Annotated in this window: 13 protein-coding genes and 1 pseudogene; all 14 read right to left on the bottom strand. The window is 32.6% G+C overall.

Translation table 11 applies throughout. From position 1 onward, the window contains the following. Positions 1–26: 26 nt before the first annotated feature. Positions 27–212, bottom strand: coding sequence for a hypothetical protein (locus tag DQN38_RS06365; protein ID WP_038453909.1), 186 nt, complete (start codon positions 210–212; stop codon positions 27–29). A gap of 693 nt (positions 213–905) precedes the next feature. Next, positions 906–1,529: an FMN-dependent NADH-azoreductase gene (locus DQN38_RS06360; RefSeq protein WP_065844085.1), complete on the bottom strand. Its 624-nt coding sequence runs from the start codon at positions 1,527–1,529 to the stop codon at positions 906–908. Positions 1,530–1,594: 65 nt separating this feature from the next. Next, positions 1,595–3,704 (bottom strand): annotated as a pseudogene (gene feoB / locus DQN38_RS06355) (ferrous iron transport protein B). After that, positions 3,701–3,934, bottom strand: a complete 234-nt coding sequence (locus DQN38_RS06350; RefSeq protein WP_002850087.1) for a FeoA family protein — start codon at positions 3,932–3,934, stop codon at positions 3,701–3,703. Before DQN38_RS06350 ends, feoB begins: the two are co-directional and overlap by 4 nt. Positions 3,935–4,101: 167 nt before the next feature. Then, positions 4,102–5,490 carry an argininosuccinate lyase gene (argH, locus tag DQN38_RS06345; RefSeq protein ID WP_002850086.1) on the bottom strand — a complete coding sequence of 463 codons (1,389 nt, stop codon included), beginning with the start codon at positions 5,488–5,490 and terminating at the stop codon, positions 4,102–4,104. 289 nt (positions 5,491–5,779) lie between these two features. Beyond that, a complete protein-coding gene (pckA, locus tag DQN38_RS06340; RefSeq protein WP_024305386.1) occupies positions 5,780–7,354 on the bottom strand; it encodes a phosphoenolpyruvate carboxykinase (ATP) in 1,575 nt (524 codons plus the stop codon). A gap of 159 nt (positions 7,355–7,513) precedes the next feature. Continuing rightward, positions 7,514–9,355 carry a biotin/lipoyl-containing protein gene (locus DQN38_RS06335; protein WP_011732153.1) on the bottom strand — a complete coding sequence of 614 codons (1,842 nt, stop codon included), beginning with the start codon at positions 9,353–9,355 and terminating at the stop codon, positions 7,514–7,516. A 27-nt stretch (positions 9,356–9,382) separates the two neighbouring features. Next, entirely contained in the window at positions 9,383–10,759 is a 1,377-nt protein-coding gene (locus DQN38_RS06330) for a sodium-dependent transporter (protein WP_111738220.1), read from the bottom strand. 232 nt (positions 10,760–10,991) lie between these two features. Then, positions 10,992–11,606 carry a hypothetical protein gene (locus DQN38_RS06325; RefSeq protein WP_111738219.1) on the bottom strand — a complete coding sequence of 205 codons (615 nt, stop codon included), beginning with the start codon at positions 11,604–11,606 and terminating at the stop codon, positions 10,992–10,994. A gap of 639 nt (positions 11,607–12,245) precedes the next feature. Then, positions 12,246–12,701, bottom strand: a complete 456-nt coding sequence (locus DQN38_RS06320) for a hypothetical protein (RefSeq protein ID WP_038453891.1) — start codon at positions 12,699–12,701, stop codon at positions 12,246–12,248. Between the two features lie 521 nt (positions 12,702–13,222). After that, positions 13,223–13,495, bottom strand: coding sequence for a hypothetical protein (locus DQN38_RS06315; RefSeq protein ID WP_170117947.1), 273 nt, complete (start codon positions 13,493–13,495; stop codon positions 13,223–13,225). Between the two features lie 71 nt (positions 13,496–13,566). After that, positions 13,567–13,806, bottom strand: coding sequence for a helix-turn-helix domain-containing protein (locus DQN38_RS06310; protein WP_158004955.1), 240 nt, complete (start codon positions 13,804–13,806; stop codon positions 13,567–13,569). A gap of 124 nt (positions 13,807–13,930) precedes the next feature. Continuing rightward, entirely contained in the window at positions 13,931–14,056 is a 126-nt protein-coding gene (locus DQN38_RS09150) for a hypothetical protein (RefSeq protein WP_011732149.1), read from the bottom strand. Between the two features lie 65 nt (positions 14,057–14,121). Further along, positions 14,122–15,267, bottom strand: a complete 1,146-nt coding sequence (locus DQN38_RS06305) for an iron-containing alcohol dehydrogenase (RefSeq protein ID WP_065843924.1) — start codon at positions 15,265–15,267, stop codon at positions 14,122–14,124. Positions 15,268–15,300 lie beyond the last annotated feature (33 nt).

Here is a 15,300-nt window from a genome sequence, read left to right as displayed (position 1 = left end):
TATCTTGATCATTTATTTCATTGTATTCAATAATCTCTTTGAAATCTTTTTAATATTACAGATGATATAGAAGCTGTTTTGTCTGAAAATATAAAAGCTATAGCAAAAGCTAGTTCAAGTCTATAATTTTCTATAAAGAATTCAAGTCGTTCATTTGAGCACGTAATTTTATTTTTGATAGTTTCAAAAATATCTATTTGATTTTTTTGCAAATTTTTATATTTAAAGAAAGCATTAAAATATTTATTATCAGATGATAGATATATAAATATCTTTTAATGACTTAGGCAATGACTCAAATTTATCATTCAAAATTTTTAGAAGCTCTTGCGCATGTTCCACATCAATGAACGGCTGATTTTCTATATTTAGCTCTGTCTTATAAGGCTTATCTAATTTATGAGTTTTTTATTTGAAAATAGAAGCATTGATAACAGCAATGTGTCGATTATCGGTATTTTTTGGATATAACTATTAAAACTTTAACTTTTAATTCATCAATTACAATTCCTAAATTTTCTATTTTTTGACCATTTATATTTACTTCAATATACAAAAAGGCTATTTTTTCTAAATTCACTAAAGATAGCTTTTTATTGAATATGAGATATGGCGGTTATTTTTATTCATAATTGTTTTGCCTATTTTATTGTTTATTTTAATATAATTTACTTCTTATTTTATCTTTTTTTCATATATAATTATAATTAAATTTATATAAAGATAAATTTATCCATATTAAAAAATATAAAATTCCACACACAATAAAAGTCCAAATTTATGCAATAGTAAATTTAAAAATAAGCAGATAAAATATATGTTTTATTTTTGATCTGTATCTATATTTTATGAGAATTACTTCATGTTTTCTATAGATATATCTGTAAAATTTACTATTTTTAAATTTAACTTAGTTTATAGAATTCGGCAAAAGTCTTATCTAAATCCAAATAAGCTTTGCTTAAAATACCGTCTTTGCTAAATTTACTCATTGACGTACCTTCGGCCCTAACTATATAAAAATTGTTAAAACCCATGATCTCGCAAAACATCGCCTTTAGGTATTGGCATGCAAAATCAAGATTTGCATATCTTCCTCCATCTGTATAAACTGATCCGCTAGAACATAAAACAAGAACTTTTCTATCATCGTTCATCAGTCCTATCGAACCGCCGCTTGTGTAGGCAAACGTCTTTTTAGCGATAAGAATGTTGTCCATATAGTCCTTTAAACGTGCTGGGATATTAAAATTATGCAAAGGCATAACTATTACTATTCGTTTTGAGGATAAAAATTGCTCCATTATGCTATTCATCTGTGTTTGAAGTTCGTCATTTTGTTGATTTTGAAATAAATTTAACATATCTCTATCAAGTTTTGGTATTGCGCTATTGTATAAATTTATGCTACATAATGAGTTTGTATCAAATTCATTCTCAAATTTATTTTTAAATTTACTCTGCAAAGAGTAAGAAAACGTATCTTTCTCATCAAATTTAGGATGAGCGTTTATGAGTAGTGTTTTCATTGATTGTCCTTTTGATTGTTTATTTTAACTATAAATAATAAATTATTTTACGGGTCATGATTAAATCACGCTATATTTAAAAAAGTGATAACTTTATATGTAATAAACGCGAGTATCCAAGCAGCACTAAAAGTAAATATAACTAGATAAAACGTATATTTTTTACTTTCTGCTTCTTTTGAAAATACGGCAGTTGCTGCGAGACAGGGCAGATATACCATAACAAATACGATAAATGCCATAGCCGAGGCAAACGATATATTTTTAGCTAAAGTTTGCTGCAAAGTAATGTTACTTTCGCTAACCTCCCCGCCTAAAGAGTATAAAACTCCTAAAGTAGAAACTATAACTTCTTTTGCCGCAAGCCCGCTTACTGTGGCAACAGACATTTTCCAGTTAAATCCAAGTGGTGCAAATATAGGCTCTATAGTTTTACCAAACATTCCTAGATACGTATTTTCCATAAGCTCTTGATCTTTTTGATTAGTAAGCTCTAATTTTAGCTCGTCGCTTGACGCTGTTTGAATTTGTTGTTGGTATTTTTCTTCTATATGTGGATTTTGCGGAAAAGTGCTGATAAACCAGACCAAAATAGAAGCTGCTAGTATAAAAGTACCTGCCTTTTTTAAATACATCATGGATTTTGAGTATATAGTTAGCCAAATGAGCTTTATGCTCGGAAGTCTGTATTTCGGCATTTCCATAACAAATGGTTCATCATTGCCTTTGAAAACGAAAATGCGTAAAACTTTAGCTGCTATCAGTCCTAAAAGAGCACCTAATATATATGAAAAACAGCACGTTTCCCGCATTATCCGGTTTAAAAAATGCTCCAGCAAATAGTACATACACAGGAAGTCTAGCCCCACAGCTCATAAATCCTATGATAAACATAGTAAGAAGTCTATCTTTTTGACTTTTAAGAGTGCGCGCTGCCATATATGCAGGGATGGAACAGCCAAATCCGGTAACTAGCGGTATGAAACTTTTGCCGTGAAGTCCGAATTTGTGAAAAAATCCATCTAGTAAAAACGCAACTCTTGCCATATATCCGGTTGTTTCTAAAAGTGCTATACCTAAAAATAAAATTATTATGTTTGGTAAAAACAGTATCACTGTGCCGACTCCGGCTATGATACCGTCTACTATTATGGATTTTAGCATATCATCATTTAAATTTGCAGATACGCTATTGCTAAACCAAGCAAACGTCATCTCTATGTATTGCATCGGAACTTCGCCAAGAGTAAACGTGGCTTGAAACAGTAGCCACATAAAAAATAAAAATATAGGTAGTCCGAAAAATCTGTGTATAAGTATGCTGTCTATCTTTTTTGTGATATCCGTGCTTTTGCCGGCTTTTATATTTTGAGTTTCCAATGCCGCGCCTTTTGCAAACGAGTGGTATTCGTCGATAAGCACGTCCTCTATGGAGTTGTTTTGCGTTTTTTGTTTGATATTATCAAATACTTTTTTGATCTCGGGTATCAAAAACAGCATTTTTGGATCTTCATGAGACAGTGCGTAGAATTTCTTATCTTCTAGTAAAAATAGTATAGCCGCTTGTCTTGAGGAGATGCCTTCTTGTTGAAATCCTGTTTCGTCTATTATTTTGGTTAGATATATCAGTTCTTCTTCTATAGAATCACTAAATTTAAGTCTATTTTTCTTATACGGCGTGTTTAAAGTTTGAATAATTATATCAAGTAAAGTTTTGAGATTTGTCTTTTTTACCGATGATACCTTAATGGTCGGTATACCTAAAATAGAGCTCAAATGTTCACTATTTATATCTATACCTTCGCTTTTGGCTTCATCATCCATATTGAGAGCTATCGCCATTTTTTTACCAAGAGTCATAAGTTCTGCCGTTAAAAAGAGATTTCTTTCTAAATTTGTAGAATCTACGACATTTAGTATCATATCGTATTTGCTTTTCATCAAAAAATCTTTTGCTACGCTCTCGTCTTTTGAAAAATCGTCCATACTATAAAGACCAGGAAGATCTATAAAATGTAAAGTTATACCGTCTTTTATAAGAGTTGCTTCGTATTTTTCTACTGTTACGCCTGCGAAATTTCCGATTTTTGGATTTGATTTGCTAATCGCGCTTAAAAACTGACTTTTGCCTACATTGGGTTGTCCTACAAGAGCTATGATAAACTGTTGGCTCATTTTTCAGCCAACAGTTCACAGCTTAGCATTTTTGCCTCATTCTCTCTCAAAGCTATTAAACCGTGTTCGCTTAGTATCTCTATGTTTGAATTTGTTATGCTTTTTTGTTTGATTTGTATCTTAGATCCGATATCGAGTCCAAATGACCTAAATCTTCTTTTTGTATTTTTCAGTCCGTTTATCCCAGTGAGTATAGCTTTTTGATTTATTTCTAATTTAGATAAATCCATTTTTACCTCTTTAAATTAGCAAATTATTTATAAATTATATCTAAATCAGCTTAATATAGCTTTATCGATAATCAATACCATTAATAATAATATGTAGTTATATAATTTTTTATAAATTTTTAAAAAGTGATTTCGCACTCCAAACATATACGAGTGCGATTTATGTACTATCTTTTTAAATTTAAAAACGAATTTAGTTCGTTTAATTGCGTATCGACACTTTTATTGCCGGTGCCGCCCTCAGATTGTCTAGCTTCTTTTGAGTTTTCTAATTTTAACACTTCTAAAGCGTCACTTTTGATATCTTGGTGGATACTTTTTAGCTCATCTAAGCTGAGCTCGCTTATATCTTTACCAAGTTTTTCAGCTAATGCCACGCATTTCCCGGTGATAAAATGAGCTTCTCTAAATGGTATATCTAAATTCCTTACTAAATAATCCGCCAAATCAGTAGCGCTAAGGTGACCGTTTTTACAAGCTTTTAACATAAAATCTTTATTGAAAGTAGTCGTTTTTAACATCTCTTTAAGTATAATAAGAGAGTTGATCGCAGTTTTAACACTATCAAATACGCATTCTTTGTCTTCTTGCATATCTTTATTATAAGCAAGCGGAAGAGCTTTCATAACTGTTAAAAGTGAAATGAGGTTGCCGTATACTCTACCTGTTTTTCCTCTTATAAGCTCGGCAACATCCGGATTTTTCTTTTGCGGCATTATGCTTGAGCCGGTACTAAATTTATCACTTATAGTAATGTATCTAAACTCACTGCTACTCCATAGTATAAGCTCTTCACAAAGTCTTGATGTATGAGTAAATATAAGGCTTATATTAAAAAGAAGTTCAAGCGCAAAATCTCTATCGCTAACACTATCCATACCGTTTTGTGTGATATCTTTAAATCCGAGTTCTTCAGCTACCATTTTTCGATTTATTGGATGAGGAGTTCCGGCAAGTGCGCATGATCCAAGTGGACTTAAGTCGTTTCTTTGGTAGCAGCAAATCAACCTTTCATAATCTCTTTTAAACATAAAAGCATACGCTAATAAATGATATGCAAGGCTAATTGGTTGTGCGTGTTGAAGATGTGTAAAACCAGGCATTAACGTATTTTTATGCTCAGCAGCGATATCTTTTAAAACCACCATTAATTCTAATATTAAATTTGAAATTATAACGCTTTGTTGTTGCACAAAAAGTTTAAAATCAAGAGCTACTTGATCGTTTCTACTTCTTGCTGTGTGAAGCTTACCGCCAAGCTCTTTGCCTATAATCTCGGATAGTCGCTTTTCAACTGCCATATGTATATCTTCATTTTCTATTTTAAATTCAAACTCAGAGTTGTCTATTTCGCTTTTTACTTGTTGCAGTCCGTTTATAATTTTTTGCGATTGTTCTGTGGTTAAAATTCCGCATTTTCCCAACATTTTGGCGTGAGCTATTGAGCCCTCTATATCTTGTTTATACAACTCTTTATCAAATTCTATTGAGGCGTTAAAAGCTTCTAAAAGTTCGCTGCTACTCTCACTAAATCGACCTTCCCACATTTTTTGCATATGTTTCCTTTTTTTTGTTTTAAATTTAAAACAAATATTGTTATCGGTAAATATCTTTTTTATACAAAAATTGTCATTAGCAAAAGTTTTATATTTTTTGATAGTTAATTTTTTAAAAGCAGTCATCGCTGCTAATATACTAATCTTGCTTCTATATTAAATTTATTATTATTCATCAAAAAAGAGATTATTTTAACATTATTTATTTTAAAAGGTAATTTAATTTTTAAATTTAATAGATAAATTTCCGCAACCGAATTTTAAAATAGTTACGGAAATTTATATAAGTTTAATTTGTCGGACCGGCTTTTGCGAATTGCACGCCTTCTTCTACATCCTCGTATCTGTTGAAATTTTCCACAAACATATTTGCTAGCTTATCTCTAGCTGCTAAGTATTGGTTTTTATCATTCCAAGTATTTATAGGATTTAAAAGTTTTGTTTCTACTCCTTCTAGCTCTTTTGGAATAGAAAGATTAAATTTATCAAAGTTTTCAAATTCGCATTTTTTTATGCTTCCATCAAGTATAGCATTTATACAAGCGCGAGTAGCTTTTATGCTCATTCTCTTACCGATACCGTAAGCACCGCCGCTCCAGCCTGTATTTACTAAATATACATTTACTTGATGTTTGTCGATTTTTTCTCCAAGAAGTCTTGCATAAACTGTTGGATGCAATGGCATAAACGGTTCTCCAAAACATGCTGAAAAAGTAGCTTGAGGCTCGGTTATACCGCGTTCCGTTCCTGCTACTTTTGCGGTGTATCCACTTAAAAAGTAGTACATAGCTTGCTCTTTTGTAAGTTTTGAAACAGGAGGCAGAACTCCAAATGCGTCTGCTGTTAAAAATATAATGTTTTTTGGATGACCTGCTTTTAAGCTCGGTTCGTGATTTTCTATATGCTCTATAGGATAGCTTACTCTTGTGTTTTCTGTTTTGCTGGCATCACCGTAATCCACGCAGCCGCATTCATCGCAACAAACATTTTCTAAAAGTGCGTCTTTTTTTATGGCTGCATAAATTTCAGGTTCGCTTTTTGGATCTAAATTTATACATTTTGCGTAGCAGCCGCCCTCAAAGTTAAATACTCCTTCATCATCCCAACCGTGTTCGTCATCGCCTATTAAAGCTCTATTAGGATCTGTTGAAAGAGTTGTTTTTCCAGTGCCACTAAGTCCGAAAAATAGTGCGGTATCTCCGTCTTTGCCGACATTTGCTGAGCAGTGCATAGATAGTTTATTTTCTAGCGGAAGCCAGTAGTTCATCATAGAAAAAATACCTTTTTTCATCTCTCCGCCGTACCAAGTTCCACCTATGACGGCTATATTGTCTTCTATATTAAATACTACAAATACCTCTGAGTTTAGTCCATCTTCTTTATAATTATCATCAACACATTTGCAAGCATTATATACCACGAAGTCTGGTTTAAACTCAGCTAATTCGTTTTGATTTGGACGGATAAACATATTTTTTACAAAATGCGCTTGCCATGCTACTTCTGTTACAAATCTAACACTTTTTCTACTAGCTAAGCTAGAGCCGCAATATGCATCTTGAATATATATATTTTTACCGCTTAATTGTTTTTGTGCTTTGTGTAGTAGTTTGTCGAAGATCTCTTTGCTGATAGGCTTATTTACTTTACCCCAAGCTATATATTTTTGACTCGGGTCTTGTTTAACGAAATATTTATCTTTTGGGCTTCTGCCCGTGAATATACCGGTATCCACGCCGAAAGTTCCGCTATTTGTAATATATCCTTCACCATTTGCTTTTTCGTGTTCAAAGAGTTTGTCATAGCTTAAATTATGATAAATTTCTTTTATATCCTTAAGTCCTAGCTTATCTACATCCTTTATCATGGTTATACCTCTTGTAAATCTTTATTAATTGAAGTCTATATGAATTTTAGTAATTTTTTGCTTAATATCTCTTTTATTTTGTATATTTTGGATAATAAATTTCAAAATTTAAAAAGTAGCCATCTGCACGCTATGTGCAAACGGCTTTTTTTGGGGTTATAATTTTATTAGTATCTGTCCATCATCTACTGATTGACCTTGGGTTATAAGGATTTCGCTTACTACTCCAGCGCTTGGTGATTCAACCGGTATTTCCATTTTCATAGCCTCTAACACTACAACTGTTTGACCTTTTCCTACGGTATCTCCAACTTTTACAAGTATTTTAAATACTCCAGCAGACATTGTAGCTCTTATCTCGCTTGATCCATTGCCACTGGATATTTCGCTACTTTGTTCTGTTTTTGGCTCATCTTTTTTCTCTGTAGCTTGAGCTGGTTTGCTAGTTGCTGGAGTTACTGATTTTATTTGAAAATTATCAAATCCGTCAGAAACTTCAACATTATATTTGCTTCCGTTTACTACTACGCTATATTTGTTTGCTTCTGATTTTGTTTTAGGCGCTTGATTTAATACTTGTTTAGACATATTGCTTATTTTGCGAACCATAACTTTACCTTCACCTTTGAGATACGCTACGCCTTTTTCTTTACAAGCAGCTGCTATAAAAATATTTTCTTCGGTTTGCTCAATGCCTTCTTTTTCTAAAATAGCTTTTGTGTAAGAAAGTGATTTTGTCTCGTCGTTATCGGCGATATCTATAGCACTTTCATTTGTAGGTTCAAGCCCTAATTGTTTACTGGCAAGTTCTACTATATCTTGATGCGGCGTAACCGGAGTTTTACCAAAATATCCAAGAACCATTTTTCCATAGCCTTCTGCTATTTTTTTCCATGGTCCAAACATTACGTTATTAAATGCTTGTTGGAAGTAAAATTGGCTAACAGGGGTTACGCTTGTACCGTATCCACCTTTTTCTACTACTTCTCTCATAGCTTTTATAACTGCTGGGAATTTATCAAGTATATTATTGTCTCTCATCATTTGAGTATTAGCCGTAAGCGCTCCTCCTGGCATAGGAGAAAATGGTATAAGAGGACTTACTTGAGTAGCTTCAGGTGGCATAAAGTAGTCTTTTAAACAGCCGTGTAATACATCTTCGTATTTTAGGATTTTTTCTACATCAAGTCCGCCAAGATCATAGTTTTTACCTTTTACAGCGTGAAGCATAGTAAGGATATCTGGCTGACTTGTTCCACCGCTTACTGGAGACGCGGCAAGATCTATGCCATCTGCTCCGGCTTCAAGAGCAGCTAAATAACAAGCTACGCTAACTCCTGCGGTTTCATGAGTGTGAAGACGCAAATGCACAGAATCGCCAAGTAGTCTTCTAGCCATTTTTATAGTTTGATATACTTTTTCGGGACTGCTTGTACCGCTAGCATCTTTAAAACAAACGCTATGAAATTTGATATCCGAGTTTAAAATATCTCTCAAGCATTTCTCGTAAAATGCAGCGTCGTGAGCTCCTTCGCAGTTTGGCGGTAAATCCATCATAGTAACTACGACTTCATGTTTTAGACCGTGATGAACTATTCTTTCACCGCTATATTTAAGATTTTTTACATCATTTAACGCGTCGAAATTTCTAATGGTATTTGTGTTGTGTTTCGCAAATAATTTTGCGTGCAGATCTACTAACTCACGACTTCCTGTATCAAGAGTTACCGTATTTACGCCCCTTGATAGAGTTTGTAGATTTGCATCATTTCCTGCTGCTTGTCTAAATTTATCCATCATTAAGAACGCATCTTCATTTAGATAAAAATATAAACTTTGAAATCTAGCCCCACCGCCAAATTCAAAGTGGTTTATACCGGCTTCTTTTGCCGCGCTAACCGCGGGTAAAAAGTCATCCATCAAGACTCTAGCGCCAAAGACTGATTGAAAACCATCACGAAATGTGGTGTCCATCACATCTATAAATTTCTTTGCCATTTATTTTCCTTTTTACAATATTAGATATTAATTAAGCTTATTAATTAGCTGATAAACGCCGATAGCTATTATCGCGATCGGTGCGACATAACGAAGTGCAAAATACCAAATTTCAAACCAAGTTTTACTAATAAATCCTGAGAATAAGATATATAGCCCGTCGCGTTTTAAAATCCAACCGACAAAAATACTAAATGTTAATGCTCCAATCGGCATAAGCACATTTGAAGTCATAAAATCCAGCATGTCAAAAAACGGAACTGGTTTTTGAGTAGCAAAAATCTCTTTCGGAAGAGAAAATGAAGCAGATGTAGCTCCATAATATGATAATATACAACATATTCCAAGAATATAAACTAATACTCCTATAAAAGTTATTGACATTTTTCTAGATATATTAAATTTATTTATAAGATAAAGGGTAAATGGTTCAATCATAGAAACAGCTGAGGTTACGCCGGCAAAAAGTAAAGATATAAAAAATGCTATAGCTAAGACATTTCCCACAACTCCCATTTGTGCAAATAAAGATGTTAGCGAAACAAAAATAAGCCCGGCTCCTTCGCTGGCTGGCTGACCATCTTGTATAGGTATGAACGAGAATACAACAAGTCCCATCATTATACCGATTAAAATATTTATAGATACTATGGAGAAAGTTGATTTGATCAAATTCGTTCCATCCGGAAGGCTAGCAGCATATGTAGCAACAGTACCTACGCCCATAGACATAGAGAAAAAAGCAAGTCCTAAGGCTTGAAGTATGATACTAGGATTTAAAAGTTTGCTGAAATCTGGAATAAACAAGAACTGAACTGCGCTTACAAATCCTCCGCTTTGAAATATAGAGTATAAAAGTAGAAGTACAAGTAGTCCGAACAAAGATGGCATCATCCAAATATTTAGTCTTTCTATACCGCTTTTTATACCTTTTGATACTACATAAAAAACTAGTAAAAACACTAGCGTAAAACATATAAATACGCTTATAAAGTCATTTGTTATTAAATTACCAAACGCCGCGCCAGCCGCAGCCGTATCAGCTGGAAGAGTGCTAAAACTCATAAATATATATTTTAAAATCCATCCTATAACTATCATATAAAATGAAGCTATGAGCACAGCGGTTATCATAAAAAATCCAGCTAAACTCCACTGTTTTTTATGCTTTGGTGCTAGTTTGTAAAGAGAGCCTACTATATCTGTTTCACCGAGTTTTCCTATAGCAAGTTCTGCTAAAAAAACAACTACCGCTATACCAAGAGTTAGCAAAACATAAAGCAAGATAAATGCCGAACCGCCGTTATTGCCAACCATAGTAGGGAATTTCCAAGCATTTCCAAGTCCTACGGCGCTTCCTGCCATCGCAAGAACAAAGCCGATTTTAGAAAACTTTTCTATCATTTATAAAACCTTCTATTTAAATATGGTTAGTTTAACAAATTTTTTCTTTTAAATACTTTTACGGCGATAAAAAAATATTTTTTTTATCGATAATGTAACTTTTTGACAATCTTTTGATGCAAGGCTTATATTTAAACTCAAATAAGCTGGATATTTGCTTAAAATTTATTTAAATATAAGCAAATTTACAGCTCACGCCCAAACTCTAAGAGATTTTGGATAGAATTTATCTTTACTCGTTTATGGTTTTGTTTGAATTTGAGTTATTTAAATTTAAATTACTTGATTTATCAGAATTATCTAAATTTGAATTACCAAATATATATTTAGTATAGATATCGCTTACTGTTATGCTTTTATTGTTTTGTATATCAGTAAATAACTTATATCCTCCATTAGATAGTTTCTTTATCATCTCAACGCCAAGATCTTTTAAAGATATAAGTTCTATCTCTCCTGAACTATTTCTTATTTTAGCCGCACTTACGCTAAAGTCTAATTTAGTATTTAATTCTTCTTCGTTTAGTCTATTTATATTTAAGTTTAGTTCTATCCTTGCTTCAAATACTTTGCTTGTATCTTTATATAGTTTATCTACTACAAACTCTCTTCCACTATCAAATCTAAATAGCTGTGAGTTTGAGCTAAAGCTTCCTACTCTAAGTTTATCATTATCTCCTGCTAGATCTAAGAATAGTTCTGCTTTACCAAATTTAGTATTTATCAAATTTGAGTTAGCGTAGGAGTTTGGGTAGTAGTCTCGCGGAATTTCATTGTATTTATAATGATCTGAGGTCATAAAATATCCAGCTTCAGATGACGGATAATTTACATAATATATCTCCATTTAAAATACCATATGTTTGAGTTACCATAAAAAGTTCTAATACTTCTTCTTTTGCATATGTTTTGGTTCCATATTTTTGAAGTATATTTATATCGCTGTAATAAAAATCATAGTAATCTATAGTTTCTACTTCTCGCCCAAATCTATCGGTAAGTTTATTCGTAGATTTATCACTTATATTTTCTTTATTTATGTCATCTATTCTTAAATTTAGTTTTTTTGAAAATGTTTGGTTTACATCTATATAAAATACATTTGTCTATAGTGATCCGATATTCATCTTAAGTCATTTATCTATGTGTATATGGTAAATTTACTTACCCTATAATATTTATTAATATGCTCTGACATCAACAATTATGACGTTCATATTATCATCTACATACAATCTTAATTCATCTGCTTCAAAATAATTCGTAGTCCCTGATATATCTGATAATATTTTGTTTATCAAATTTGAATCTATGGATAAGTCTGGTTGCTATATAGGTTTATCACTGATATCCGTTTTATTCATATCTGCAAACATATTTACCTCATAACCCTAAAAAAATCTAGTCATACGATTATATTTAGAAAGAGTTTTATATTCAGTTTTTGTTTCGTCAAAAAAGTTTTGAATAAAAGGTGAAGATATCGTTATGCATCCTGATGTTTCTTTTGTAGCATTTTCGCCGCCGTCTGATGAACAATATTTTGAGTATTTCTACCAACTCTAGTATGATATAAGTCAAAATTGCAATCAGCTACTTGCTGAGCAATATAATCACAACCATAATTTTGCAATATGTTTTTAGACAAAAAAATTGTCGGATCGCCTTGGACTTTGTTATAAGCCAGATAAAATAACAATTGCCCACCATTATATATGCCTGTAAGTTCATCAGTATTTGAATCAAACACGAAATTACTAACATAAAATACTTTATAAGCACGAACTTTTGAGTATTGTTTAGCTTTTAAACCTTGTTTTGAGTGAGACTTTTGTAAATTACTCATAACTTCTTTTGTATTATTCGCTTTTTTAAAAGTAAAACTATCTGCTGAAAATAGGGCAGAAACTAAAAATATAACTCCTAAAATAAATTTATTCATATTTTTTTCTTTTGTAAAATATATTAATCCTATTGACTATATAATAAAAAACTTTATATTTAAGTCTCATATTAAGATAAATTTAAGTGAGTAGAAAGCGGTGTTTAGTATAAATTTAGATAGATAATTGATTATATCTATCTAAATATTTGAATATATAATTATAGTTTTATTTTAAGCAGTTTTTCGCCGACCATTTCTGGTACAAATAGATATTTTCCATCATAGAACATATCTGCTGGACCTTGCAAACCGTGTAGTTGTAGGATTTCATTTTTATCTTTTGATATTTTGTAGATGACTCCTTTTTTCGCGTCTTTCTAGTCGCTTAGGTATAAATTTGCGTTCTCATCGCTCACTAGACCATCAAACGTGCCTTTTAGCCCACCAACTGCTTTGATGTTTTTACCATCAAATTCGCCAAATATCGCTCCGTCAATTTTGATGGAAAATACGGGCTTTACGCTATTTACGTCAAAAACTTTTAGTTCGTCTATATCAAGAACGTAGAGTTTGCCGTCTTATATAAATAGACCTTTTGGCACATTTATATCTCTAATGAAAGCTTTTTGCAATATATTTCCATCATAATCCAGCTTTGAGATAAATCCGTCACCGTCTTTAGCAAGCGGCTCTATCTTTTCACCTACGTTTGGGACAAAAATATTACCGTCATAGACAAATACACTTTTTGGATGACTAAATCCTTCTATCTCTTTTATGATTTGTGGTTTTGCGTGCAAACTTAAGCCTATCAATGTTGTGCAACTGATTGCGATTAATGTTTTTCTCACTGTTTTTCCTTTTTAAATTTGATTAAATTTAAAAAGATTAAATAAGAAATTTGATATTATTTGTATAATTTTTATGGTAGATTATATAAGTTATTTGACTTTTTAAGTTCATTTGGAGTTAAGTTAAATTTCTTTTTAAACCTAGCTATAAACCAAGCAGGTGAGCTAAATCCACACTCTAAGCAGATCTGATTTATATTTTTATCGGAGTTTTTTATAAGATATAATGCTAGATCAAATCTTTTATTATCTATCCACTCTTTTGGGCTGATTTTAAACAGTGTTTTAAATTTCCTACTAAAACCACTCATATCCATTTTTTGCTTTTATATCGCTAAGAGTATAACTTTTTGAAGGTAGAAAAAGAATATCTCCATAGTTTATACCGTACTCTTTTTGCTTGTATAAACTATTTTTTACCGTTTTTTACAAAGATTACCGCATTTTTTCAAATTTGGCTTGGTATTTTAAATTTGTTATCTCAGAGCTGTGTATTAACAATAGCAGCTCATCATCGCCTATAAATTTATATTTATGCAGTAGATCATTTGGAAGTATCATATCAAATTTCTTCTATTTTTTTTATATTGTAGTGGAATTTGCACCGAATTTGGTGCAAAATCGTTTTAGTAGGCTAAATTTAGTATCTCTTCAAGTACGTCTTTTGTATAGATATCGGCTATACCAAAGGCTTTTGCGTGATGAAGCGCCGCAGTAGTGATGTCGCTCACGCTCATATCAAGTCCAAAATCTCTTAGTTTTGTAGGAGTTCCTATCTTTGCAAACCAAGTCTTTAAGGCTTCTATACCTTCATCCGCACTATTTTTACCAAAAATAACTTTTGCAAATCTACTAAATTGCGCTTCATTTTTATCTTTGTACCATTTCATCCAAGCAGGCATAACGACTGAAAGTCCGGCGCCGTGTGGAACGCCATAAAGTGCTGAAATAGAGTGCTCTATCATATGATTTGGATAAGAGTAACCACCGACGCCCACGTAAGTAGTGCCATTTAGTGCACAGGTCGCAGCCCATGCAAACTCGGCTCTAGCGTCATAGTTGTCTGGATCTGCTAGTAAAATTTCTGTTGTTTTGATGATAGTTGAGATGTTTGCTTCTACTAATTTACTGATGATCTCTGGATGATGAGTTGCGGTCAAATACCCTTCGATACTGTGAGCGATGATATCTGCAGCCGAATATACAAGGTAGTTTTTAGAGATTGATTTCATAAGTTCTGGATTTATGACTGAAACTTTTGGATTTACAAGGCTTGAAGTTATGGATATTTTTTCTTTTGTATCTTCGTTTGTTACAACGGCAAATGAGTTCATTTCGCTTCCAGTCGCCGCTAAAGTCATGATGTCAAATACCATGAGTGCATCTTTTATCGGTGCTTTTGCTAAAAATAGATCCCATACGTCGCCATCGTATTTTGCTCCGGCAGCTACGCTTTTTGCAGTGTCTAGCACAGAGCCGCCGCCTATGGCAAGCACGCTATCTACACCGTTTTTTCTAGCTAAATTTATAGCTTCATAAACTTTACTTAAAACCGGATTGCTTACGATGTCGCCTAGTTCGCTAAATTTGATACCGAATTTAGTTAAACTAGCGGTTACTTTATCGAAAAGTCCGTCTTTTTTCACTCTATCGCTGCCAAAAAGTATCAAAACATTTTTTGCGCCATACTCGTTCAAATACTCGCCAATACTATTTTCTTTACCTTTACCGAATTCTATTCTTGTCGGGTTGCAATATGAAAAATTTACCATTTTTCTCTCCTTGATCTGAATTTTTATTTTGAT

The organism is Campylobacter fetus subsp. fetus, assembly GCF_900475935.1.
Lineage (GTDB): Bacteria > Campylobacterota > Campylobacteria > Campylobacterales > Campylobacteraceae > Campylobacter > Campylobacter fetus.
Note: the sequence above shows the minus strand (reverse complement) of the source record. Positions and strands in the feature narration are given on the sequence as shown.